This is a genomic window from Paracoccus shanxieyensis, assembly GCF_009711265.1.
GTDB classification, from domain to species: Bacteria; Pseudomonadota; Alphaproteobacteria; order Rhodobacterales; family Rhodobacteraceae; genus Paracoccus; species Paracoccus shanxieyensis.
In genome coordinates, this window is the sequence record NZ_WMII01000015.1 from 1 (window position 1) to 23146 (window position 23146).

Here is a 23146-nt window from a genome sequence, read left to right on the forward strand (position 1 = left end):
ATTCAGCGGCGCGGTAAACGGTGCGGCCGCGCCATGACCAGCTCCAGTCGCTGAGCCGGGCTGCGGTCAGCACGGGCGCGGTCAGCGCGTCACCGGCGGCGGTTACGCCTTCGCCCCGGCGCTGCACCACCAGCGCGCCCCCGGCAGGCTTGCAGGTCGCATCCAGATCGGCGGCCAGCCGCGTCAGGAAATGCAGATTGCTTTCGGCGGTCTGTGCCAGCCAGTCCCAGCCGATGTCGCGCAGGCTGGCCGCGACCACGGGCCGCAGACCGGCCTCCGAGGCGATGGCGCTGACGATCTGACCCAGCGTCGGCTTGGGCCAGCCCCGCGTGCGCGGCGCGCGGATATCGCCTTTCAGATCGGCGGCGGTGGCGGTGATGCTGATGCTGCGCGCAGGCCCGCGCCCGGAAACGCCATCGACCCGATAGACGCCCATCAGCGACAGGGTCTGACCCGCAAAACCCAGCGAAACTTCCAGCTGCGCCTCGACCTCGGGGAAGGCCACGCGGCCGTCGCGATTGTCCAGCTCGATCTCGACGCGGTCGGACTTGGTGCCGTCCTCGTCATTCACCACAAGGCTGATCAGCCGGTCTGCGATGATGGCGCTGCGGTCCTGCCCGTCCACCACGATGCGGAAAGCGGGCGTCATGTCCGCCCCCACAGCCGGATCTGTTCGGGCGCGACCGGGGCCGCGATGTCGGGCAAGGTGATCAGGACGCCCGCCGGATAGACCGGCCCCAGCGCGGCAAGGCGCGGATTGGCGGCCAGCACCTCGGGCGCGTGCGTTTCCGATCCCAGCAGCCGCTGGCAGATTGCGTCCAGCATGTCTCCGTCGATGGTGCGATACAGCCGGCTCATGCGCGGTCCATCCCGTAGGCCAGCAGCGTCACGGTGAACTCGATCTTGCGCGGCGCGCCATCCGACACGAACAGGCTTTTGCGTTCCTCGACCCCGGTGATGGCCCAGCGGTCCCAGACCCAGCCCAGACCGTCGACAAGGATCAGCGGCTGGCCCTGATCGGCGACCAGACGCATCATCTCGACCTGCCGCAGACCGCCTTTGAAATGCGGATAAATGACGCCTTCAAGGGTGATTTCATCGCTGCCACGGCCAAGGAATTGCAGCGCGGGCTGGCGGCCAAGGCGGGGCTGCGCCTCCCAGCGCCAGTTCGCGGCGCGGGTGAAGCTCTGGTAATTCGCCTGATTGACGCCGAAGCGGAAACCGCCAAGCGCCATCATCACAAGGCTGAGGCCAAGTTCAGGCATAATCGCCCCCGTCATGCAGATCGAAGCGCGCCGAGCGGGCCAGCGTTTCCAGCTCGCGGCGCACGGCGCGGGCCACGTCAGCCGGGGTCATGCCGGGCGCTGCGTGGATGGTGATGCCGCCGATATCCATGCGCAGGCTGCGCGCGGACGCGGTGCGCGCGCCCGGCCCGGCCGAGGCGACGGGCTGGATGCGCAAGCCCCCGGGCGGCGCGGCCATGGCCTGCATGGCGCGCAGCTGGCGGTTGGAAATCACATTGCCATCGGTGCGCGGCATGAACAGCTCGCGCCCCTCTTCCTGCCAGCGATAGATCAGCCCGGCGCGAACCGGCCCGCCCAAGGCCCGCGCGCCATCGGGCACGGTCACGCCGGGAATGGCAGCGCCGGGAACGATCGGCCCCGTCGCACCGCCGGTATATGGCCCGCTGCTGATGGGCCCCTTGTTGCCGCCGGTGACGGAATTGATGGCGGCCGCGCCGTTGTCATTGACCCATTTCAGACCGTCCAGCACCGGCTTGATCGCGGTCATCACCGTGTTGAACTTGGCGCTGATCCAGTCCAGCACGACGCCAAGCCCTTCCTGCAGGGCGTTCCACGCGTTCAAGACGGGATCCAGCAGCCCCAGCTTGTCCAAAACCGGCGCGATGCCATTGTCCCATGCCCAGGTGAAGATGCCGATCACGCCGTCGAACAGCGTCTGGTAATAGCCAAGCACTCCGTCCCAGATCTGCTTGATGCCGTCCCAAGCCCGGCCAATCCATCACAACCGCGGTCGCCTTGAACCCGAGGCGCAGGAACAAACAAAAGGGCGGCGGCTACCCCCGGAATTATCTGCGCAGATTTGCCCAGCGTCGAACTCGGAGAACTTTCGCAAAAACGGCCGGCGTCACCGCCAGACTGCCAAAGATATCGATCATGGCTTTTGTTCGCTTTGAAGCGACTTGCGCTCGGCCCTTTGATCGCCAAGTTCTGAATGAAACAAATCTTTCAGAGCTAGCTAAGACGGGCGACACAAATGGCTCATTATGCGCATTCGGGACTTCACGACGATCGAAGCGACTGGCAATTGCTGCCGGACCATCTGGACAACACCGCCGCCCTGGCCGCCTGCCGCGCCGGGCCGCTTGGCTTGCGGGCGGCGGCGCATATGGCGGGACTGTTCCATGACTTCGGCAAATATGACCCGGCCTTTGACCGTGTGCTGTCCGGTGCGAATGAACAGGTCGATCATTCGACGGCCGGCGCCGCGCTGCTTTGCGCGCGGGTGCCCGCCGGTCTGCGTCCCGTGGCCGAGATCATCGCCTACGCCATCTTGGGCCATCACGCCGGCCTGCCCGACCGCCACGGCGCCGACAGCAGCATGGAGCGCCGGCTGGACGCGTTCTGCAACCCGATCGCGCCCGAGATCTGGGACGCTGCCGCCTTTGATTGGCGTCCCGTCGCCAAGGAACTGGCGGCGCTGGCAGGCCCGGCGTTTCCCCCGTTTGACCTGTCCGTCGCGGCGCGCATGGTGTTTTCCTGCCTAGTCGATGCGGATTTCCGCGATACCGAAGCGTTTTATGCCCGGCTGAACGGCACCACGCCGGATCGGGACTGGCCGTATCTGGCCGAACTGCTGCCGCATTGGACGCGGGTTTTCGATGCGCATATGGCGGGATTTCCCGGCGATGGCCCGATCAACCGTCTGCGTGCGGAAATCTTATCACATGTCCGGCAGGGCGCGGCGATGGCGCCTGGACTTTTCACCCTGACCGTCCCCACCGGAGGCGGCAAGACCTTGGCCTCAATGGGTTTTGCGCTGGATCACGCGGAGCGCCATGGGCACCGCCGGATCATCTACACGGTCCCTTACACCTCCATCATCGACCAGACCGCCGCCATTTTCCGCGGCCTTTTCGGCGATGCGGTGCTGGAACATCACTCGGCCATCGACGACCGAAGAACCGACCTGAAAGGCCGCGACAAGCTGCGCCTGGCGATGGAGGACTGGGCCGCGCCGTTGGTGGTCACGACCAATGTGCAGTTCTTTGAAAGCCTGTTCGCCGCGCGGCCCTCGCGCTGCCGCAAGCTGCACAATATCGCCGGCTCGGTGATTGTGCTGGACGAGGCGCAAGCCCTGCCGCGCAAGCTCTTGATGCCCGCGCTGCGGATGATCGAGACGCTTTGCGCGCATTACGGCTGCTCGGTGGTGCTGTGCACGGCCACGCAGCCGGCCTTTGACAGCCGGCAGTTGAAACAGGGCGGCCTGCCGCTGGAGGGCCGCGAACTGGCGCCCGACCCGGTGCGTCTGGCCCGTGAATTGCGCCGCGCCCGCATCATGCAGGGCGGCGACATGGACGATCCCGCGCTGATCGAGGCGCTGCGCGGCACGCCGCAGGGCATGGTCATCGTCAACAGCCGCGCCCATGCGCTGGAACTGTTCAACGCCGCCAAGGCCGCCGGTCTGGACGGGCTGGTCCATCTGACCACGCGGCAATATCCGGTGCATCGGCGCGCCATCCTGGACGACATCCGCGCCCGCCTGAAATCCGGGGCGCCCTGCCGCCTGATCGCGACCAGCCTGATCGAGGCCGGCGTGGACCTGTCCTTTCCCAAAGGCTGGCGGGCCGAGGCGGGGCTGGACAGTTGCGTGCAGGCGGCCGGCCGCGTCAACCGCAATGGCGAATGGCCGGTCGAGGACAGCACGCTGACGGTGTTCTCGGCCCCCGGCCGTTCCATGCCTGCCGAGGTAAAGTCGCTGGCCGATGCCATGCGCAGCATCGCCCCCCGGCACGACGATCTGCTTGCCCCCGAGGCGATCCGCGACTGGTTCGAGCATGTCTATTGGAAGGCCGGGGCCAATCTGGGCCAAAAGATGGCTAGCCAGATGGTCTGCGGCCAAAGCGGCACGGATTTCCCCTTTCGCAGCATGGCGCAAGAGTTCCGCATGATCGACACCACCATGGTCCCGGTCATCATTCCCGGCGACGCGGTGGCGGACGAGGCGATCCGGCAACTGGGTGTCGAGGATGTGCCCTCGGGCAAGCTGGCGCGGGTCTTGCAGGTTTATACCGTTCAGGTGCCCGCCAAGGCGCGCGATCTGCTGATTGCCAACGGCAAGGCCGGCTTTGATCACACAAAGCTGCGCGGCGACCAGTTCTGCGTTCTGTCCGATCGGTCGCTTTATCATGCCGACAGCGGCTTGCGGTGGGAACACGCGGACTATCTGTCGCAAGAATCGTGGCTGCTGTGATTGGCGCCTCTGGCCGTTTTTCAGTGATCGCCCGTCGGTCCCTATGTCGCGCCTGCTGGCGCTGGCACGCGGCACGACCCATAATCTCGCGACAGCCGGCCATCACGCTGGTTCCGGCAGCCCATGATTTACGCAACTGCAAGCGGATTTCCGCTTGCGCTCGTCCGGCGAAAAGATAGCCTTGGGAAAAATCGACGAGGGGCAATGTCTTACGGTATCCGCCTGCATGTCTGGGGTCAGCACGGCCTGTTCACCCGACCCGAACTGAAGGTCGAACGCATGTCCTATGATGTCATGACGCCCTCGGCGGCGCGTGGCATTCTGGAGGCGATCCACTGGAAGCCTGCCATCCACTGGGTCATCGACCGCATCCATGTGCTGAAACCGATCCGCTTCCAGTCCATCCGCCGCAACGAGGTCGGCCACAAGGCCCCTGCCGGCAAGGTCAAGCAGGCGATGAATCGCGGCGATCTGGCGGATTTGCAACTCCTGGTTGACGAAGACCGCCAGCAGCGCGCCTCGACCGTGCTTGTCTCGCCGCGCTATGTCATCGAGGCGCATTTCCAGATGACGGCAAAGGCCGGTCCCGAAGACAATCAGGGCAAGCATCTGGACATGTTCAACCGACGCGCCGCCCGCGGCCAGTGTTTTCATCAGCCTTGCCTTGGCACCCGTGAATTCGCCGCAAATTTCGATCTGATCGCGCCGGACGCGCCATTGCCTGCGCGGAAACCCGAGGATGAGACCGCCGAACTGGGTTTCGACACGCCGCGCGATCTGGGTTTCATGCTGTGGGACATCGACCATGCCCGCCCCGGCCGGCCGTCGCTGTTCTTTCGCGCCAGCTTGCGGGATGGGGTGATGGAGGTGCCGCCGCCCGGCAGCCCGGAGGTCAAGGGATGAGCATGCTTGCCTCTCTGGTGCGAGCCTATGACCGCCTGCCCGACGCCCCGCCCTTTGGCTTTTCGACCGAGAAGATCGGCTTTTGTGTGCTGCTGAACGCCGATGGATCGGTCGCCAGTGTCGAGGATTTGCGCGGTGATGACAGGAAGCGCAGCCCGCGGATGCTGCTGGTGCCGCAGGCCGTCAAGCGGACCGCAGGCATTTCCCCGAACTTCCTGTGGGACAAATCGGCCTATGTGCTTGGTGTGACCGCGGGCGACGGCAAACGAACTGCCGAGGAACATGCCGCCTTCCGCGCGCGTCACGCGGAATGGCTTGCCCAGACCGACGATCCCGGCCTGCTGGCTTTTCTGCGCTTCCTGGACGGCTGGACACCGGACGCCTTCGCCGCCCCTGTCTGGCATGACGAGATGCGAGACCAGAACATCGTCTTTGCGCTGGCCGATGAATATCGCCAAGGATACCTGCATGACCGCCCGGCCGCCCGCGAATTCTGGCGGCAGATCGGCGCCGAGGGCGCATCGGACCCGCAGATCTGTCTGGTCACCGGCGACTCCGGTCCGGTGACGCGGCTGCACCCGTCGATCAAGGGCGTCTGGGGGGCGCAGTCTTCGGGTGCCAGTCTGGTATCCTTCAACCTTGACGCCTTTACCTCCTACGGTCACGAACAGGGCGACAACGCCCCTGTGTCCGAGGCGGCAGCCTTTGCCTATGGCGCCGTGCTGAACCGCTATCTCGACAAGGACAGCGGCCATCGCATCCAGATCGGCGATGCCTCGACCGTGTTCTGGGCCGATTGCCAAGACATGAAGTTGGCAGAGGAGGCGGAATGGTGCTTCGCGGCCTTGCTAGATCCCGCGTCCGAGAATGCCCAGGCGGTCGATGAGGAGAGGCTGAATGTCGCCAAGCTCCACTCGCGACTTGAGGCGATCCGCAATGGCCAGCGCCTGTCACAGGTCACGCCGGAGCTGGCCGAAGGTGTGCGCTTTCATGTCCTGGGGCTGGCCCCGAATGCCGCCCGGCTTTCGGTCCGCTTCTATTGGCAGGACGATTTTGGCCGGCTGACCGAGAATTTTCAGCGTTACCTTGACGATACGGCGATAGATCCGCCGCCGCGCGACGGCTGGCCGGCGCTCTGGCGCTATCTTTTGGAACTGGCGTCGCAGGGCAAGCGCGAGAACGTGCCGCCCCTGATCGCTGGCGAATGGCTGCGCGCGATCCTGGCCGGCGCGCCCTATCCGCTGACCTTGCTGTCCACTGCGCTGATGCGCATCCGCGCCGACGGCGAAATCAACGCTCTGCGTTGCGCTATGCTTAAATCCGTACTGATCCGTAACCTGAAGATGGAGGCCCCCGTGGCGCTTGATCCCGCCAACACGAACAAGGGTTATGTCCTTGGGCGGCTGTTCGCTGTCTATGAAGAAGTGCAGCGTGCCGCGCTTGGCGGCATCAATGCCAGCATCAAGGACAAGTTCTATGGCGCTGCCTCGGCCAGCCCGCAAAAGGTGTTCCGCACGCTGGATTCCGGCTCGGCCAACCATTTTGGCAAGCTGCGCAAGATCAGCCCCGGACGGGCGGTGAACCTTGAAAAGTTGCTGACTTCGATCACCGATCTGATGGACCCGGCCGGGGATCCGATCCCCGCCTCGCTGAATGCCGCCGAGCAGGCGCTGTTTGGTATCGGCTATTACCACCAGCGCTCTGATTTCTTTCGCAAGCAAGATGACAAGACCACCGAGGGATCCAAATGACCACGCTTTCCCGCCGCCATGACTTCGTGCTGATCTTTGACGTGACCAATGGCAATCCCAATGGCGACCCCGATGCAGGCAACCTGCCGCGCCTTGACCCCGAGACGAACCACGGTCTGGTCACCGATGTCAGCCTGAAACGCAAGATCCGCAACTACGTCGATCTTGCGCGCGGGGGTGCCGATGGGCATCACATCTATGTTCAAGAAGGCGCGATCCTGAACGAGAAGCACCGGCAGGCCTATGTCGCGCTGCGGGGCGACGAAAAGTCAAAGAAAGATGCCAAGCTGAACCCCAAGGACGACGCCGAGGCGACCGCCCTGCGCGACTTCATGTGCGCCAACTTCTTTGATGTGCGGACGTTCGGTGCCGTCATGTCGACCGGCATCAATTGCGGTCAGGTCAAGGGCCCGGTGCAGATGACCTTTGCCAATTCGGCCGAACCGGTTCTGCCCGTCGAGATCTCGATCACCCGCATGGCCGCGACCAACGAGGCCGAGCAGAAGAAGCGCGCCGAAGGGGACGACGGTGATGTGCGCACGGACAACCGCACGATGGGGCGCAAACATATCGTGCCCTATGGCCTTTACGTCGCGCATGGCTTCATTTCTGCCAAGTTCGCGGAACGTACGGGCTTTTCCGAAGCCGACCTGGGCCTTTTGTTCGAGGCGCTGGCGAACATGTTCGAGCATGATCGTTCCGCTGCGCGCGGAGAGATGACCACCCGCAAGCTGATCGTCTTCCGCCATGACAGCGCGCTTGGCAACGCCCCTGCGCACAAGCTGTTCGATCTGGTGAAAGTCGGTCGCGCCGTGGACGGAGAGTTCCGCGCTGTGGATGACAAGGGCCTTGGCAACCTGCCGCCGGCGCGGAAGTTTGCCGATTACAACGTCAGCGTCGACCGCGCCGGACTCCCCGAGGGTGTTGAGCTGCTCGAGTTGCTATAGCCCACTACCCGGCGTCATCGCGATGCCGGGACATTCTATAATCAAACTTCTCTGTAAGTGAACGGTTTGGCTTGTCCAAACCGTTCACTTAGCATTGTTGACAGCGCGAGTGAAGCGTGAGAGGGTAATTTCGCGAAACAGAAAGGCCGGGCGCACTGGAATGCACCCGGCCTCTGTCAGCAAGACATGTCTGGCCTGCTCACGTGGAACTTCAGCATAGCCGGACATGTAATTTCAATCAATCGGGCAAGGCCCGGAAGGAGATGAAATGTACGAGATATACTACACCATGGGTAAGGGATACTGGTGGCGTCTGAAGGCCACCAATGGCGAGATTCTCTGCCATTCCGAGATGTTTACCGCCAAGCAATCTGCGCAAAGCGGAATCGCGGCTGTAAAGCGCATTGCGCACGATGCGCTGGTTTACGACCGAACCTGACCGCCAAATTCTCCGGAGACCGAGAAAGTCTCGCCCGCGGCGCTGTCGCGGGCGGTGTCGCCTTTGTCTTTGTCTAAAAAGGCGTGGATAGAAACTCTGTTCGGGATCGGTTTTGGCTTTGGCCAGCGAGGTCAGCCTGTTAGGCTGGCCTCAATCCTCACTGGTGCCGTATGTCCGCCCAAGATCGCGAACCCATTCCGCTCTCGGCGCTGCAACATGCGGTCTATTGCCTTCGTCAGGCAGCCCTTATCCATCTTGAGCGGCTCTGGGCCGAGAACCGCTTTACTGCCGAGGGTGACGTGCTGCATGCCGTCGCCGACAAGGGCGGAAGCCGCAAGGCGCGCGGGGCGCGGAGGGTCATGGCGCTGCCGCTTGCCTGCCGCCGGCTCAACCTTGCCGGCACCGCCGATCTGGTCGAGTTCATCCCCAGCCCGGATGGCAAAACCGCCTTTCCCATCGAATACAAGCGCGGCAAGCCCAAACTGCACCGCGCCGATGAGGTGCAGCTTTGCGCCCAAGCGCTGTGTCTGGAAGAGATGACCGGCCGCCCGGTGCCGCAGGGCGCGCTGTTCTATGCCCAGACCAAGCGCCGGGTCATCGTGCCTTTCGACGCCGAACTGCGCGCGCTGACCGAAAACACCGCTACCGAACTGGCCGAGGTTCTGGCCAGCCGGCAGACACCGCCCCCGACGCCGCATCGCAGCCGCTGCCGGGCCTGCTCGCTCATTGAGCTTTGTCGCCCCGAGGCGGTCGGCCGGTCCGTGCGGCAATGGCGCGACCGCATGTTGGCAAAGGCGCTGGAATGAAGAAACTGCTGAATACCGTCTATGTCACGACCGAGGGCAGCGCGCTGAAAAAGGACGGCGAAAACCTGGTGGTCGAGGTCGAGGGCGCCGAAAAGGCCCGCGTTCCCCTGCACATGCTTGCCTCGATCGTAACATTTGGGCCGATCCTGCTGTCGCCGGCCTTGATCGGCACCTGTGCCGAGCGTGGCATCTCGGTCGTGCTTCTTGATCGGGCCAGCCGGTTCCAGGCCCGGGTCGAAGGCGCGGTTTCGGGCAATGTGCTGCTGCGTCGCGCGCAATATCGCATTGCCGACGACGCGACCGATGTAGTGCGCGGCATCGTCATGGGCAAGATCGCCAACCAGCGCGCTGTGATCCGGCGCGCCCTGCGCGATTATGGCAGCGAGATGCAGGCCGAGGCGCGCGACGGGCTTGAGCGGGCCACCGACCGCATGGCGATGATCCTGCGCCGCGTGCAGCTTTCCGACACCAGCGTGGATCTGTTGCGGGGTTCCGAAGGCGAGGCCGCGACGCTCTATTTCGGCGTGTTCTGCCACCTGATCCGCTCGCCCGATGCTGAGCTGCGCTGGACCGTCCGCTCGCGCCGGCCGCCGCTTGACCCCATGAACGCGCTGCTGTCCTTTCTTTACACTCTGCTGACGCATGACTGCCGTTCGGCCTGCGAGGCGGTCGGTCTGGACCCCGCCGTCGGCTTCCTGCACCGTGACCGCCCCGGTCGGCCCAGCCTGGCGCTGGACCTGATGGAGGAGCTGCGTGCGCCGCTCGCGGACCGTCTGGCGCTGTCGCTGGTCAACCGCCGACAGCTTCGCGCGGCCGATTTCCGCCGCATGGACGGCGGCGCGGTCCTGCTTGGCGACGATGCCCGGCGCACCGTGTTGACCGCGTGGCAAGAGCGCAAGAAGGAAGAGCGTCTGCATCCCTTCTTGCAGGAAAAGGCGCCGTTCGGGCTGGTGCCCTATCTTCAGGCGCAGATGCTGGCGCGCCATCTGCGCGGCGATCTGGACGCCTATCCGCCCTGGTTCTGGAGTTGAGATGCTTGTGCTGGTCACCTATGATGTGAACACGCTGGACGTGGGCGGCAAGAAGCGATTGCGCCAGGTCGCGCGGGCGTGCGAGGATTACGGTCAGCGGGTGCAGTTCTCGGTCTTCGAGATCGAGGTGGATCCGGCGCAATGGACCCGCCTGAAGGCGCGCTTTGAGGGGATCATCCGCGCAGAGGTCGACAGCCTTCGCTATTACTACCTCGGCTCCAACTGGTCGCGCCGGGTCGAGCATGTCGGGGCAAAGCCTGCGGTCGACCTGAATGGCCCGCTGATCCTGTGATTTTCCTGTCCCTGCGAACCTGAAGCGTGTCAACATCACCCGCGAGGTTCGCATTCCTATTGTTTTTTGAAATCGTTGGCTTTTGTCTTTATTGCGGATTGAGCGCTTTGGCCCGAACCCAAACCTCGCTCTGTTCGCATTGCTTGCGAAGATTTTACTATTAAAGCAGTGCGATATAGTAGAGGCCGTCGCCCCTTCACGGGGGCGTGGATCGAAACCTGATCGCATCAGGAACAGACCGCTTGACGTATCCGTCGCCCCTTCACGGGGGCGTGGATCGAAACATTTGGATGCTGGGCTTTATAGCCATTGCGTCCGTCGCCCCTTCACGGGGGCGTGGATCGAAACAATGGTCCGCCAGCGCCTTCTACGTCGATCACTGACGTCGCCCCTTCACGGGGGCGTGGATCGAAACCGGTTGCTCCGTCGATCACGAGTGCCGCGGCGATTGTCGCCCCTTCACGGGGGCGTGGATCGAAACTCCATGGTCTCGAATGCGAGCGACGATTACGCCGGTCGCCCCTTCACGGGGGCGTGGATCGAAACGCTCATATGATGTTCCGATTATGTTGATGTTTCGTCGCCCCTTCACGGGGGCGTGGATCGAAACTACCGGTCGTTGGGCGGCGAACAAGCGGATGCTGGTCGCCCCTTCACGGGGGCGTGGATCGAAACCCGGTTGGCGCGCCATCAGATCGCCGCCAGCCCACGTCGCCCCTTCACGGGGGCGTGGATCGAAACCCTTATATCATCGACATGGCCGGATCGGCGCTTGTCGCCCCTTCACGGGGGCGTGGATCGAAACACTCAAGACATCGGCTATGAGAAGTTCGCCGACAGGTCGCCCCTTCACGGGGGCGTGGATCGAAACCAAGCATGGTGCGCCGAACAAGTCTTGCCGATCTTGTCGCCCCTTCACGGGGGCGTGGATCGAAACGCCTCCAAACTTGCCGTCGATCCCACTGGTCACATGTCGCCCCTTCACGGGGGCGTGGATCGAAACTCCAAGAGTTTTGCCCACGTCGCGGGGCCTGCGGTCGCCCCTTCACGGGGGCGTGGATCGAAACACCGAGCGCGGCGAAGCGGCGCGCCAGCTTGATCGTCGCCCCTTCACGGGGGCGTGGATCGAAACCTCGAAATCGAAGCCGGATCGTCGGGCAAGCCGAAGTCGCCCCTTCACGGGGGCGTGGATCGAAACCCGTAATCTCTTGGACTGAACCGTCCCATTTGATGTCGCCCCTTCACGGGGGCGTGGATCGAAACGGCTTGGACCAAGCCCGGAAGATGACGACGCAGACGTCGCCCCTTCACGGGGGCGTGGATCGAAACGCATTCGGATCTCTCGATTTCATCGCCGGTCAGAGTCGCCCCTTCACGGGGGCGTGGATCGAAACGGAGGATCAGCGAGCATGAATGACCATATTGACGGTCGCCCCTTCACGGGGGCGTGGATCGAAACCTCGGCGATCGCGAGGCCGACCAGCGCATCAGGTCGCCCCTTCACGGGGGCGTGGATCGAAACCCGAGATCCTGCGCGATGTTGACGGTCACGCTCTGGTCGCCCCTTCACGGGGGCGTGGATCGAAACTCGGGGATCTGCACCGGAAAGGTCACCAGCATGAGTCGCCCCTTCACGGGGGCGTGGATCGAAACGGCAAAACCAGCCGCCAGTTGTTGCGGTCCCGCCAGGTCGCCCCTTCACGGGGGCGTGGATCGAAACTTCCCGGTCAGGGACTCGATCTTGGCTGTCGCCGCGTCGCCCCTTCACGGGGGCGTGGATCGAAACTTGGCCAGCACATGCTCGGGATAGGCGACGTAAGTCGCCCCTTCACGGGGGCGTGGATCGAAACTTAAAAGCGGGCCGCTGCATTACTCGGCCTCGCCCGTCGCCCCTTCACGGGGGCGTGGATCGAAACCGCGCACTCGCAGGAGAACGGGGATGAGCGACAAGTCGCCCCTTCACGGGGGCGTGGATCGAAACAGACCATCCCAGGCACGGGTCATATCGCCGGTGAAGTCGCCCCTTCACGGGGGCGTGGATCGAAACACTTGATCGCGCCGGATGGTCATTTCTCCGGGCAGGTCGCCCCTTCACGGGGGCGTGGATCGAAACTGCCTAGCCCCAGTCACCCCAATGGGAGTGACCTGTCGCCCCTTCACGGGGGCGTGGATCGAAACAAGTCAAGCATCTTGAAGAGATAGGTGGAGATAGTCGCCCCTTCACGGGGGCGTGGATCGAAACTCGTCTGCAGACAGCGAGCGATTGCCCCACAAACGAGTCGCCCCTTCACGGGGGCGTGGATCGAAACCAGCCCACCACGCCGTCGAAATACTTCACCATGTGTCGCCCCTTCACGGGGGCGTGGATCGAAACCGGGCCATAGACCCGGACCGCGCCAAGCAGCGCCGTCGCCCCTTCACGGGGGCGTGGATCGAAACAGCGGCAGCCCGACGCCCGCAGTCACGCGCACGCTGTCGCCCCTTCACGGGGGCGTGGATCGAAACTCCATGTTGCCCAAGAGGGATTTGGCCCACCCGGTCGTCGCCCCTTCACGGGGGCGTGGATCGAAACCCACCATCGCCACCGCCGAATGAGCCGTCGAGCTTGTCGCCCCTTCACGGGGGCGTGGATCGAAACGCTCAATTTCCAGCGGTCGCGCTCAGCGTCGCGCTGTCGCCCCTTCACGGGGGCGTGGATCGAAACGCTCTACCGGCAGGTAGATGAGGCCGGGGTCCAGGTCGCCCCTTCACGGGGGCGTGGATCGAAACTCGAGGTCGACGCTGATCGAACCGGCCTTGCCGAAGTCGCCCCTTCACGGGGGCGTGGATCGAAACTCATGAATACACCGCTTGAGCCGTCTCTGGCCAGGTCGCCCCTTCACGGGGGCGTGGATCGAAACGCTCAGGCCGGAGTGCTGGCGGAACACGTCGCTGGTCGCCCCTTCACGGGGGCGTGGATCGAAACCAGACTCCCTATGGCCTCTGGTGCCTCAAGAAGGGGTCGCCCCTTCACGGGGGCGTGGATCGAAACTCCCCGGTCACGCGCTTCAGCGTGGCGGCACGTCAAGTCGCCCCTTCACGGGGGCGTGGATCGAAACTCGCCCATCAGATCGCCGAAGGACCGAAGCGCGCCGTCGCCCCTTCACGGGGGCGTGGATCGAAACTTTTCGTTCTTGGTGACATTGTTGCGGGTCATCAGGTCGCCCCTTCACGGGGGCGTGGATCGAAACGGACCATAAGCGCGCGCATACACATAGGGCGTCGTCGCCCCTTCACGGGGGCGTGGATCGAAACGAGACCCTTTGCGCCAAGTCGCGCGTTAGCGCAGGTCGCCCCTTCACGGGGGCGTGGATCGAAACCAGCTGATCATGGCAGATCCGCCGTGGCAGTTCGCGTCGCGCCTTCACGGGGGCGTGGATCGAAACCGTCCCACCTGCGGGATGGCGACGTGCGCGAAGACGTCGCGCCTTCACGGGGGCGTGGATCGAAACTTCCAAATGCGAAGCTGGTTGGCATCCTTCCCGTGGTCGCGCCTTCACGGGGGCGTGGATCGAAACCGTGTGCGGCTTGATGTGTTCGCGAACGCCAAGACGTCGCGCCTTCACGGGGGCGTGGATCGAAACGGCGATGCCTCGCGAAGCCGCCGATAGAACGCCAGGTCGCGCCTTCACGGGGGCGTGGATCGAAACTCATGCACGGCCCCACAGGCGGTGCGGGGCAGACGGGTCGCCCCTTCACGGGGGCGTGGATCGGAACATGGACCCGTTGACGCGCTAATAGCCGACAAGGGCAAGTCGCCCCTTCACGGGGGCGTGGATCGAAACGAACCAGACCCAATATAACAACTGGGAGAAAGGGTCGTCGCCCCTTCACGGGGGCGTGGATCGAAACCAGCTGGCGCTGTCCGGAGACAGCACGCACCTCTCGTCGCCCCTTCACGGGGGCGTGGATCGAAACTTGGTTTTCATCAGCGCCTTGGTCTGCCCGTAGACGGTCGCCCCTTCACGGGGGCGTGGATCGAAACGGCAAAACGCTGGAGGAAGATACCGGTCGTTATAGTCGCCCCCTCACGGGGCCTTGGATGAAACCTTTCGGCGATTGGCCTCAATGACGTCAACAAAATGGCTGATATCGAAGCTGTTGGCAGTGATCCGACAAAACATAGCTGATGGCGGCCCACCGTCTCTGTTGGCAATTAAAGGTTTCATGGCTGCCAATCGCAAGATCAGGGTCATCATATCAAAGACATTTTGCGCATATATCCCTTAGGTGACGGGCGGGGGCACCTCAGCCAGCTCACGCGCGGGATCAAAGGCCAGCAAACGCAACGCATTCAGCGTCACCAGCACCGTGGCGCCGGTATCGGCCAGAATGGCGATCCACAGCCCGGTGATCCCCAGAACCGAGGTGACCAGAAACACCGCCTTCAGCCCCAATGCCAGCGTGACGTTCTGGCGGATATTGCCCATCGTGGCGCGCGACAGCCGGATCAGCGCCGGCACGTCGGTCACGCGGTCGCGCAGGATCGCGGCATCGGCGGTTTCCAGCGCGACATCCGTGCCCGAGCCCATCGCCACGCCGACCCCCGCCTGTTTCAGCGCCGGGGCATCGTTGATGCCATCGCCGATCATCATGACGCCGCCCGATGCGCCCAGTTCGCGGATACGGGCCAGCTTGTCTTCGGGCAGCATCTCGGCCTGAACCTCCATGCCAAGACCGTCCGCGATGGCGCGCGCGGTGCGGGGGTTGTCGCCGGTCAGCATGGTTGCGACCACGCCCATCGCGCGCAACTGCCGGATGGCGTCGGCGGCATCGTCGCGCGGCTCGTCGCGCATGGCGATCAGGCCAAGCGGCTGGCCTGCGCGAAAGACCGCCACGACCGTCTTGCCCTGGGCCTCCAGCGCCGTCGCCTGTGCGGCGGCGTCCTGCCCGATCCCGCCCTGCCCGGCCGCATGGCGGGGCGAGGTGATCCAGACCTCGGACCCGGCGATCAGCGCCACCACGCCCTTGCCCGGCAGGGCCTTTGCGCCGGTCGCGGCATCCGGCACCACCCCTTCATCGGCGGCACGGCGCAGGATGGATTGCGCCAGCGGATGGCTTGAGCCCGCCTCGACCCCGGCGGCAAGCGCCAGCAGCTGCGGCGCCGATATGCCGGTCGCAGGCACAATATCTGTCACCACCGGCCTGCCATGGGTCAGCGTGCCGGTCTTGTCAAAGGCGACATGGCGCAGCTTGGCCGTAGCCTCGATCACCGCACCGCCCTTCATCAGCAGGCCCCGCTTTGCCCCGGAAGACAGCGCCGAAGCGATCGAGGCCGGAACCGAAATCACCAGCGCACAGGGACAGCCGATCAGCAAAAGCGCCAATCCGCGATAGATCCACGTCCCCCAGTCGCCGCCCAGCAGCAGCGGCGGCACAAGGATCACCAGCGCGGCGACGGCGACGATGGCGGGCATGTAATAGCGGCTGAAGCGGTCGATGAACCGTTCGGTGGGTGCGCGGGCCTCTTCGGCTTCCTCGACCAGCCGGATGATGCGGGCGATGGTATTGTCGGCGGCACGGCGCGTCACGCGGATGCGCAGCGCGGCCTCGGCGTTGATCGAGCCGGCAAAGACCGCCTCATCGGGGCCTTTGCTGCGCGGCACGCTTTCGCCGGTGACCGGGCTTTCGTCGATGCCGCTGATGCCCTCGATGATCTCGCCATCGGCGGGGATGCGGTCGCCGGGGCGGACCAGCACGGTCTGACCGATCTGCAGGCTTTCGGCCGGGACTTCGTGCGGGCCGGTTGCGGTTTCCAGCAGCGCGGTCTTGGGCACAAGCTGTCCCAGCGCGCGGATGCCGTCGCGGGCCTTGTTGGCGGCCACGCCCTCCAGCACCTCGCCCACGGCGAACAGAAAGACGACCAGCGCGGCTTCCTCGGCGGCGCCGATGACCAGCGCCCCCAGCGCGGCAATCGTCATCAGGCTTTCGATTGTGAAGGGCGATCCGGCCCGCAAGGCCTGCCATGCGCGTCGCGCGACCGGAGCCACGCCGATCAGGCAGGCCAGAAAAAACGCCCAATAGCCTATGGTTGCCGAACTCAGCAGCTCAACCGCCCAAGCCACGGCCAGCAGCGCCCCGGTCAGGATCACCAGGCGGCCCTTAGCGGTCTGAAACCAGCGCTTGCCCCGGTCGGCGGGATCGTCATGGCTGTGACCATGGCCCGCATGGTCGTGATGATCCACCTTGCTGCCAGACGGGGCGTCCGGCAGCACAAAAGCCTTGCGGCGCGGCGTGTCCTGCCCCTTCGGCGCGATGCCAAAGCCCAGCTTGCGCACCGCATCCTCGATCTGGGCGGCATCGGTGGTGTCGGGTGCCAGATCCAGCGACAGGCGTTCCGACATCAGCGCCACGCGGACATCGCTGACCCCCGGCAGACGGTCCAGCGCCCGCGTGACCTTGGTGGTGCAGGCCGCACAATCCATGCCGGTGACGGTCCATTCCCGGCGGTTTGCCTGATCGCTCATCTTGGTTTCCTCATCCTCCGGGGTGGCTTGACCCCATCGATTCGGATTCCTAACTCCTCTAGCAACTATAGAAGCAAGAGGGTTCTGCCATGCTGACCATCGGACAGCTTTCGCAATCGACCGGCGTCAAGGTGCCGACGATCCGCTATTACGAACAGATCGGCCTGCTGCCCGAACCCGAACGCAGCGAAGCCAACCGCAGGCTTTACGGCAAGACATCGCTGGACCGGCTGACCTTCGTGCGCCATTCCCGCGACCTTGGCTTTTCCCTCGAGGCGATCCGTGAACTGCTGCATCTGTCGGACAATCCCGACCACCCCTGCGAGGCGGTCGATGCCATCGCCAAGCGCCAGCTGGATCAGGTGAATGCCCGCATCTCGCGCCTGCTGGCGCTGCGCGAGGAATTGCAGCGCATGATCGCGCAATGCTCATGTGGCACAGTCGCGGATTGCCGGGTGATCGAAACGCTTGGCAATCATGCGTTGTGTCAGGGCGCACATGCCGCAGACAGCCATCCCGAATGACACGAGGGCGCGGCGCGGCGTTCCTTAGCGAATCTGTCGGATTGCGCGTCAGGATCCGTTGATCCAGCGCCCGCCCATGCTTGGCGCCATGCCTTTCAGGCCCAGAAAGACGCAGTTTATGCATGGCTGCCTTGTCGTGACGGAAATGCAGAAAAGCAGGTCAAACAGCGGAACGCCAGCAAATGATGGGTTTTTCTGCGGCCACCCCCGTGAATGCCTGTCATGCCATCATTGATATACATTCGTATACGGTTATGGACTAAAATCCCGTTACGCGATACGCGCAGGCCGATCACATCCCGAAACCCGAGGATTTCTGCTCGGCTTCGGGCAGAATAAGGGGAAAATTCATGACAAGCGTGGACGGGTCGCCGGGTTTGGCGGCCAGGATCTGGCTGTGGGTGCTGGGGGCCGTTCTGGTCGCAGCCGGGCTGTTCTTCACAATCGGAGGCGGCAAGCTGATCCTGCTGGGGGGAAGCTGGTACTTCCTGATCGCGGGCATCGCCTTGCTGCTTTCGGCCATTCAGATCATTCGCGGCAAGCCCGCCGGTGTCTGGATTTTTCTGGCCGTCTTTGCCGCAACCATCCTGTGGTCGCTGTTCGATGTCGGCCTGAACTACTGGGGTCTGATCTCGCGTCTGCTGGCGATGACCTTTTGCGCTGCCGTCGTGCTGGCGACGCTGCCGCTGCTGCGGCGCGTGTCGGGCCACCCCGCCCGTGCGGCGCTGCCGGTGCTGGGCGCCGTGGTGCTGGCGGCTGCCGGGATCGGTGGCTTTGCCTCGATGTTCCGCATCCACCCCGAGGTCGTGGCCCAGACGCCTGCTGCGCAGCACGTCCCCGTCACCCCCGAAACCGAACAGACGGAATGGGCGCATTACGGCAACGGCCTGAACAATGACCGCTTCGCGGCGCTGGATCAGATCAATACCGGCAATGTCGACAAGCTGCAGGTCGCATGGACCTTCCACACCGGCGATATTCCGGTCTCGACCGGCGCGGGTGCAGAAGATCAGCTGACCCCGCTGCAGATCGGCGACAAGGTGTTCATCTGCACGCCCAAGAACAACGTCATCGCGCTGGACGCCGATACCGGCGAACAGCTGTGGCGCGCCGACATCAACGCCACCGTCGGCGGTGTCTGGGAACGCTGCCGGGGTCTGGCCTATTTCGATGCGACCCAGCCCGTCCAGCAGCCGCAGGCGCCTGACGCCACCCCGGTTCCGGCGGCGGTTCTGCCCGCAGGCGCGAACTGTCAGCGCCGCATCCTGATGAATTCGATCGACGCACGCCTGTTCGCGATCGATGCCGATACCGGCGCGTTCTGCGAAGGCTTTGGCGAAAACGGCGCGGTCGACCTGAAACAGGGCATCGGCGACGTGGCGAACAAGGCGTATTACACGCTGACCTCGGCCCCGACCGTCGCGGGCACCACCCTTGTCATCGGCGGCCGCGTGGCCGACAACGTGCAGGTCGATATGCCGGGCGGCGTGATCCGTGGCTTCGACGTGATGACCGGCGCGCTGCGTTGGGCCTTCGACACCGGCTCGCCCACCCCCAACAAGGTGCTGGCCCCCGGCGAGACCTACAGCCGCTCGTCGGCCAACGTCTGGGCGGGTTCGACCTATGATGCGGCCACGAACACCGTGTTCCTGCCGCTGGGTTCGCCCTCGGTCGATCTGTGGGGCGTGCCGCGCACGGCCGAGGATCACAAATACGGTGCCTCGCTTCTGGCGCTGGATGCGACCACGGGCCGCGAGAAATGGCACTATCAGACCGTCCATAACGACCTGTGGGACTTCGATTTGCCCATGGCGCCGACGCTGATCGACTTCCCCGCCGACAGCGGCCCGGTTCCGGCGCTGGTCTTCGGCACCAAGGCAGGCCAGATCTTCATTCTGGACCGTGCCACGGGCCAGCCGCTGACCAAGGTCGAGGAAGTTCCGGTCAAGCCCGGCACGATCCCGAACGAGCCCTATTCCCCCACCCAGCCGGTGTCGGTCGGGATGCCGCAGATCGGCATCAAGACGCTGACCGAATCCGACATGTGGGGGGCCACGCCCTTCGATCAGCTGATCTGCCGCATCAGCTTCAAGTCGATGCGCTATGACGGGCTGTTCACCGCACCCGATACCGACCTGTCGCTGAGCTTCCCCGGCTCGCTTGGCGGGATGAACTGGGGCGGTGTCTCGGTCGATCCGAACAACGGCCTGCTGTTCGTCAACGACATGCGTCTGGGCCTGTGGGTGCAGATGGTGCCGCAGAACCCCGATGACAGCCTGTCGGATGGCGGCGAGTCGCCCAATGTCGGCATGGGTCAGGTCCCGCTGGGCGGCACGCCCTATGCGGTGGTCAAGAACCGCTTCCTGTCGCCGCTGGGTGTGCCCTGTCAGGCTCCGCCCTTTGGCACGCTGACGGCGGTCGATCTGAAGACCCAATCCGTCGCATGGCAGGTTCCGGTCGGCACGGTCAAGGAAACCGGCCCGCTGGGCATCAAGATGCGGATGCCGATGCCGGTGGGTCTGCCCACGCTGGGCGGCACGCTGGCCACGCAGGGCGGTCTGGTCTTCATGGCAGGCACGCAGGACTTCTATCTGCGCGCATGGGATGCCGCGACCGGCAAGGAAATCTGGAAAGCCCCGCTGCCCGTCGGCAGCCAGGGTGGCCCGATGACCTACAAATCGCCCAAGACCGGCAAGCAATATGTGGTGATCTCGGCAGGCGGTGCCCGCCAGTCCCCCGAGCGCGGCGATTACGTCATCGCCTATGCTCTGCCTGACGGCGCATGATCCCCTGCCCCGGCGCGTCACCCGCGCCGGGGCTTTTCCTTTGACGGATGCCATGACGAAGCCCCGCACGCCCCTTGCCGACCTGCGCCGCGAAGCCGCCGATCTGTGGCGCGGCGTGACCGAGGCCGTGGGCTGGCTGGCACGCCGCCCGGCGCATCTGTGGCTGTCGCTGGCCGTGCTGGTCGGGCTTTATGCGCTGTGGGCCAGCCTTGCCGCGCACCTGCCCCGAGGCTTCTTTGCCACCCCTTCCGAAACCTTGCAGGCGCTGGCCGATCTGCTGAACGATCCGCGCCGCGATTACCTGCGCGCCCTTGGCGCGACGCTGAAGGTTTATCTGGGCGGGCTGGCCCTGGCCGCGGTCGTGGGCATTCCTGCGGGCCTGCTGCTGGGCGCGGTCCCGCTGCTGGGCCGGGCCGCAAACCCCTATCTGAACGCGCTGGCCGCCACGCCGCTGATCGCGCTGATGCCGCTGACCATCCTGTGGTTCGGGCTGGGCGATGACACCAAGATCCTGATCGTAGGGCTGGGCGCGGTGATGCCCGTCATCGTCGGCAGCTATACCGGCCTGCGCGCGACCAGCCCGGCACTGCGCGAGATGGCGCGCGCCTTTGGCTGGTCGCGCTGGCAAAGGCTGCGCCATGTGCTGCTGCCCTCGGCCTTTCATCCGATGATGGCCGGGCTGCGGCTGGGGGCGACGACCGGACTTGTCACCGCCGTCATCGCCGATATCTACATGGCGATGACCGGGCTGGGTGCGCTGCTGATCTCATATGGCAACAGCTTCCGCATGGGCCCCTATCTGGTCGTCGTGCTGACGCTGGCGCTGATCGGCGTCGCGACCACGGCGGCCTTGGCCCTGATTGAACGCCGCCTGACGCCGCCGCCGTCGCGCCGCCGCCTTTTTCCCTGAAAGAACAAAAAGATGACCCGCAATATCCTGATTGCCGCCCTGTCGGCGCTTTTCCTTGGCGGCGCGGCCGATGCCCAGCCCTTCCGCATCATCGTGACCGAGGCCGAAACGCCGCTGGTGCCGAACTCGGTCCTGATGCTGGCCGCCCAAGAGGGCTATTTCCAGCGCGAGGGCGTCGAGGTGCAGATCGTTCAGGTCAAGCAGACCCCGATGGCCATTGCCGCCTTGCAGGCGGGCGATGGCGACATGGCCAATATCTCGCTTGAGGCGCTTCTGGCGCTGCACCGCGAAGGCGCGGATGATGTCGTGGCCGTGCATTCCTCGGACAAGTCGCTGCCCTATGTGATCGCGGCGCGCAAGGATGTGACGCTGGACGACATGGCGGGCAAGACCTTCGGCATCGGCCAGCCGGGCAGTCTGGACCAGACCCTGTCCACGGCGGTTCTGGCCGCCAAGGGCGTCAGCATCGAGGCGCAGCAACAGGTTCCGCTTGGCCAGCCGGCGCAACGCGGGCAGGCGCTGATGGCGGGGCGGGTCGATGCGACGACCGTGTCGATCGGCAGCTATCTGTCGCTGCCCGAACATGACGATCTGCACCTGCTGGTGGATGTTCGCGATTACTTTGCCGCCGCTCCGGTCGTGTCCAAGGTCGATGTGGTCAAGCGCGCGACGCTGACCGACCGCGCCGAGGATCTGGACCGCGTGCTGGCCGCGCTGACGCTGGCGGCGCGCGATTACGCGGCCAAGCCCGATCTGTGGATCGGCGCGATGGAAAAGGCCCGGCCCGATGTTGCCGCCCAGACCCTGCAGCAGCTTGCGGGCTATTACGCGCAGAACTGGACGGTGAATGGCGGCGTTCAGAAGGATGAGATGCTGTTTGCCCAGACATGGTATGGCCGCGGCCTTGAACAGAATTCGGCCTATCTGGTTGATCCGGCCAAGTGGCTGGACCTGCGGCCGATGGACCGCGTGCTGGCACGGATCGGCACCGATGCGGGGGGCGACAAGGTATCGCGCTGATGCTTGAGGTCCGCAGCCTGTCCCACAGCTATGCGCAAAAGCCGGTGCTGCGCGATGTGTCCGTGGCGCTGCGGCGCGGGCGCATCACCGTGCTGCTGGGGCCGTCGGGCTGCGGCAAGACCACGCTTTTGCGGCTGGTCGCGGGGCTTCTGCCGCTGCAAGCGGGACAGGTGATGATCGACGGCCAGCCGCCGGTGCCGGGCAGGAATACCGCGATGCTGTTTCAGGACAGCCGCCTGCTGCCATGGCGGCGGGTGTCCGAGAACCTGTCGATCCAGCTGCAATCCCTGCCCGCCCGGGACCGCCCTGCCCGTATCGCGGCGCTGTTGCAGCGGGTCGGCCTGTCGGACCATGCGCAATCATGGCCCGAGGAACTGTCCGGCGGCCAGCAGCAGCGGCTGGCCATGGCACGGCTGCTGGCGACAGACGCGCCGCTTTTGCTGATGGATGAACGCTTTGCCGCGCTGGACGGCTTTGCCCGTGAACGCCTGCAGGATGAAACCCGGCATCTGGCCTCCGAGGGCAGCGGGCGCGGCATCCTGTTTGTCACCCATTCCATCGACGAGGCCCTGTTGCTGGGCGATGAGGTGCTGGTCTTGGCAAATGGCAGCGCCCTGCCGCAGGATCTGCACGCCCTGACCGAACGCCGCAGCGATTTCGCCACGCTTGCGGCGGATCGCGCGGCCATTCTGGACCGGATGCGGATGCATCGATCAGGGGCCTGATGCGGGCGCATC

18 protein-coding genes and 1 CRISPR repeat array are annotated in these 23146 nt (G+C 64.8%); of the genes, 13 read left to right on the plus strand and 5 right to left on the minus strand.

Features of this window, described 5'->3' with window-relative positions; genetic code table 11:
• The 4 genes from GL284_RS15070 to GL284_RS15085 all read right to left on the minus strand — a co-directional run.
• Window positions 1-649: phage late control D family protein (locus tag GL284_RS15070; protein ID WP_155045472.1), on the minus strand; the 649-nt coding region annotated here is incomplete at its 3' end.
• Window positions 646-858, minus strand: coding sequence for a tail protein X (locus tag GL284_RS15075; protein ID WP_155045473.1), 213 nt, complete (start codon window positions 856-858; stop codon window positions 646-648). The genes GL284_RS15075 and GL284_RS15070, both read right to left, overlap by 4 nt.
• Window positions 855-1265 carry a phage tail protein gene (locus GL284_RS15080; protein ID WP_155045474.1) on the minus strand — a complete coding sequence of 137 codons (411 nt, stop codon included), beginning with the start codon at window positions 1263-1265 and terminating at the stop codon, window positions 855-857. The genes GL284_RS15075 and GL284_RS15080 overlap by 4 nt, the downstream gene beginning before the upstream one ends.
• The gene (locus tag GL284_RS15085; RefSeq protein WP_155045475.1) at window positions 1258-1977 is read right to left on the minus strand and encodes a hypothetical protein; all 720 of its coding nucleotides are present in this window, start codon (window positions 1975-1977) and stop codon (window positions 1258-1260) included. The genes GL284_RS15080 and GL284_RS15085 overlap by 8 nt, the downstream gene beginning before the upstream one ends.
• A gap of 300 nt (window positions 1978-2277) precedes the next feature.
• Here GL284_RS15085 and GL284_RS15090 point away from each other — a divergent pair, with 300 nt between their 5' ends.
• From GL284_RS15090 to cas2, 8 genes are all read left to right on the plus strand, one after another.
• Window positions 2278-4494, plus strand: a complete 2217-nt coding sequence (locus tag GL284_RS15090) for a CRISPR-associated endonuclease Cas3'' (protein WP_155045476.1) — start codon at window positions 2278-2280, stop codon at window positions 4492-4494.
• A 204-nt stretch (window positions 4495-4698) separates the two neighbouring features.
• Window positions 4699-5397, plus strand: a complete 699-nt coding sequence (cas5c, locus tag GL284_RS15095) for a type I-C CRISPR-associated protein Cas5c (RefSeq protein WP_155045477.1) — start codon at window positions 4699-4701, stop codon at window positions 5395-5397.
• Complete coding sequence (gene cas8c / locus GL284_RS15100) at window positions 5394-7148, plus strand: type I-C CRISPR-associated protein Cas8c/Csd1 (protein ID WP_155045478.1); 1755 nt, start codon at window positions 5394-5396, stop codon at window positions 7146-7148. The genes cas5c and cas8c overlap by 4 nt, the downstream gene beginning before the upstream one ends.
• The gene (gene cas7c / locus GL284_RS15105) at window positions 7145-8095 is read left to right on the plus strand and encodes a type I-C CRISPR-associated protein Cas7/Csd2 (RefSeq protein WP_155045479.1); all 951 of its coding nucleotides are present in this window, start codon (window positions 7145-7147) and stop codon (window positions 8093-8095) included. The genes cas8c and cas7c overlap by 4 nt, the downstream gene beginning before the upstream one ends.
• 268 nt (window positions 8096-8363) lie before the next feature.
• Window positions 8364-8534 (plus strand): YegP family protein, encoded by a 171-nt coding sequence (locus tag GL284_RS15110; protein WP_155045480.1) that lies wholly within the window; start codon window positions 8364-8366, stop codon window positions 8532-8534.
• A gap of 170 nt (window positions 8535-8704) precedes the next feature.
• Window positions 8705-9340: a CRISPR-associated protein Cas4 gene (gene cas4 / locus GL284_RS15115; RefSeq protein WP_155045481.1), complete on the plus strand. Its 636-nt coding sequence runs from the start codon at window positions 8705-8707 to the stop codon at window positions 9338-9340.
• Complete coding sequence (gene cas1c, locus GL284_RS15120) at window positions 9337-10371, plus strand: type I-C CRISPR-associated endonuclease Cas1c (protein WP_155045482.1); 1035 nt, start codon at window positions 9337-9339, stop codon at window positions 10369-10371. The genes cas4 and cas1c overlap by 4 nt, the downstream gene beginning before the upstream one ends.
• A gap of 1 nt (window position 10372) precedes the next feature.
• Window positions 10373-10663 carry a CRISPR-associated endonuclease Cas2 gene (gene cas2 / locus GL284_RS15125; protein WP_155045483.1) on the plus strand — a complete coding sequence of 97 codons (291 nt, stop codon included), beginning with the start codon at window positions 10373-10375 and terminating at the stop codon, window positions 10661-10663.
• Window positions 10664-10850: 187 nt separating this feature from the next.
• Window positions 10851-14752: direct repeats of the CRISPR family, unit length 31 nt; unit sequence GTCGCCCCTTCACGGGGGCGTGGATCGAAAC.
• A gap of 176 nt (window positions 14753-14928) precedes the next feature.
• On the opposite strand, the gene GL284_RS15130 is transcribed toward cas2, so the two are convergent.
• Window positions 14929-17169, minus strand: coding sequence for a heavy metal translocating P-type ATPase (locus tag GL284_RS15130; protein WP_155045484.1), 2241 nt, complete (start codon window positions 17167-17169; stop codon window positions 14929-14931).
• Between the two features lie 89 nt (window positions 17170-17258).
• On the opposite strand from GL284_RS15130, the gene GL284_RS15135 reads away from it, so the two are divergent.
• The 5 genes from GL284_RS15135 (at window position 17259) to GL284_RS15155 (ending at window position 23134) form a co-directional block, all read left to right on the plus strand.
• A complete protein-coding gene (locus tag GL284_RS15135) occupies window positions 17259-17693 on the plus strand; it encodes a MerR family transcriptional regulator (protein ID WP_155045485.1) in 435 nt (144 codons plus the stop codon).
• 350 nt (window positions 17694-18043) lie between these two features.
• Window positions 18044-20479, plus strand: coding sequence for a membrane-bound PQQ-dependent dehydrogenase, glucose/quinate/shikimate family (locus GL284_RS15140; protein ID WP_155045486.1), 2436 nt, complete (start codon window positions 18044-18046; stop codon window positions 20477-20479).
• A gap of 52 nt (window positions 20480-20531) precedes the next feature.
• On the plus strand, window positions 20532-21389 hold the full coding sequence (locus tag GL284_RS15145) for an ABC transporter permease (RefSeq protein ID WP_155045487.1): 858 nt from the start codon (window positions 20532-20534) through the stop codon (window positions 21387-21389).
• A 12-nt stretch (window positions 21390-21401) separates the two neighbouring features.
• Window positions 21402-22409: an ABC transporter substrate-binding protein gene (locus GL284_RS15150; RefSeq protein WP_155045488.1), complete on the plus strand. Its 1008-nt coding sequence runs from the start codon at window positions 21402-21404 to the stop codon at window positions 22407-22409.
• Window positions 22409-23134, plus strand: coding sequence for an ABC transporter ATP-binding protein (locus GL284_RS15155; protein WP_155045489.1), 726 nt, complete (start codon window positions 22409-22411; stop codon window positions 23132-23134). Before GL284_RS15150 ends, GL284_RS15155 begins: the two co-directional genes overlap by 1 nt.
• The last annotated feature ends 12 nt before the right edge of the window (window positions 23135-23146 follow it).

Coding starts and splice junctions, on each gene's coding strand:
- GL284_RS15075 (WP_155045473.1), bottom strand. CDS start 858: ATGAGCCGGCTGTATCGCACCATCGACGGAGACATGCTGGACGCAATC.
- GL284_RS15080 (WP_155045474.1), bottom strand. CDS start 1,265: ATGCCTGAACTTGGCCTCAGCCTTGTGATGATGGCGCTTGGCGGTTTC.
- GL284_RS15090 (WP_155045476.1), top strand. CDS start 2,278: ATGGCTCATTATGCGCATTCGGGACTTCACGACGATCGAAGCGACTGG.
- cas5c (WP_155045477.1), top strand. CDS start 4,699: ATGTCTTACGGTATCCGCCTGCATGTCTGGGGTCAGCACGGCCTGTTC.
- cas8c (WP_155045478.1), top strand. CDS start 5,394: ATGAGCATGCTTGCCTCTCTGGTGCGAGCCTATGACCGCCTGCCCGAC.
- cas7c (WP_155045479.1), top strand. CDS start 7,145: ATGACCACGCTTTCCCGCCGCCATGACTTCGTGCTGATCTTTGACGTG.
- GL284_RS15110 (WP_155045480.1), top strand. CDS start 8,364: ATGTACGAGATATACTACACCATGGGTAAGGGATACTGGTGGCGTCTG.
- cas4 (WP_155045481.1), top strand. CDS start 8,705: ATGTCCGCCCAAGATCGCGAACCCATTCCGCTCTCGGCGCTGCAACAT.
- cas1c (WP_155045482.1), top strand. CDS start 9,337: ATGAAGAAACTGCTGAATACCGTCTATGTCACGACCGAGGGCAGCGCG.
- cas2 (WP_155045483.1), top strand. CDS start 10,373: ATGCTTGTGCTGGTCACCTATGATGTGAACACGCTGGACGTGGGCGGC.
- GL284_RS15130 (WP_155045484.1), bottom strand. CDS start 17,169: ATGAGCGATCAGGCAAACCGCCGGGAATGGACCGTCACCGGCATGGAT.
- GL284_RS15135 (WP_155045485.1), top strand. CDS start 17,259: ATGCTGACCATCGGACAGCTTTCGCAATCGACCGGCGTCAAGGTGCCG.
- GL284_RS15140 (WP_155045486.1), top strand. CDS start 18,044: ATGACAAGCGTGGACGGGTCGCCGGGTTTGGCGGCCAGGATCTGGCTG.
- GL284_RS15145 (WP_155045487.1), top strand. CDS start 20,532: ATGACGAAGCCCCGCACGCCCCTTGCCGACCTGCGCCGCGAAGCCGCC.
- GL284_RS15150 (WP_155045488.1), top strand. CDS start 21,402: ATGACCCGCAATATCCTGATTGCCGCCCTGTCGGCGCTTTTCCTTGGC.
- GL284_RS15155 (WP_155045489.1), top strand. CDS start 22,409: ATGCTTGAGGTCCGCAGCCTGTCCCACAGCTATGCGCAAAAGCCGGTG.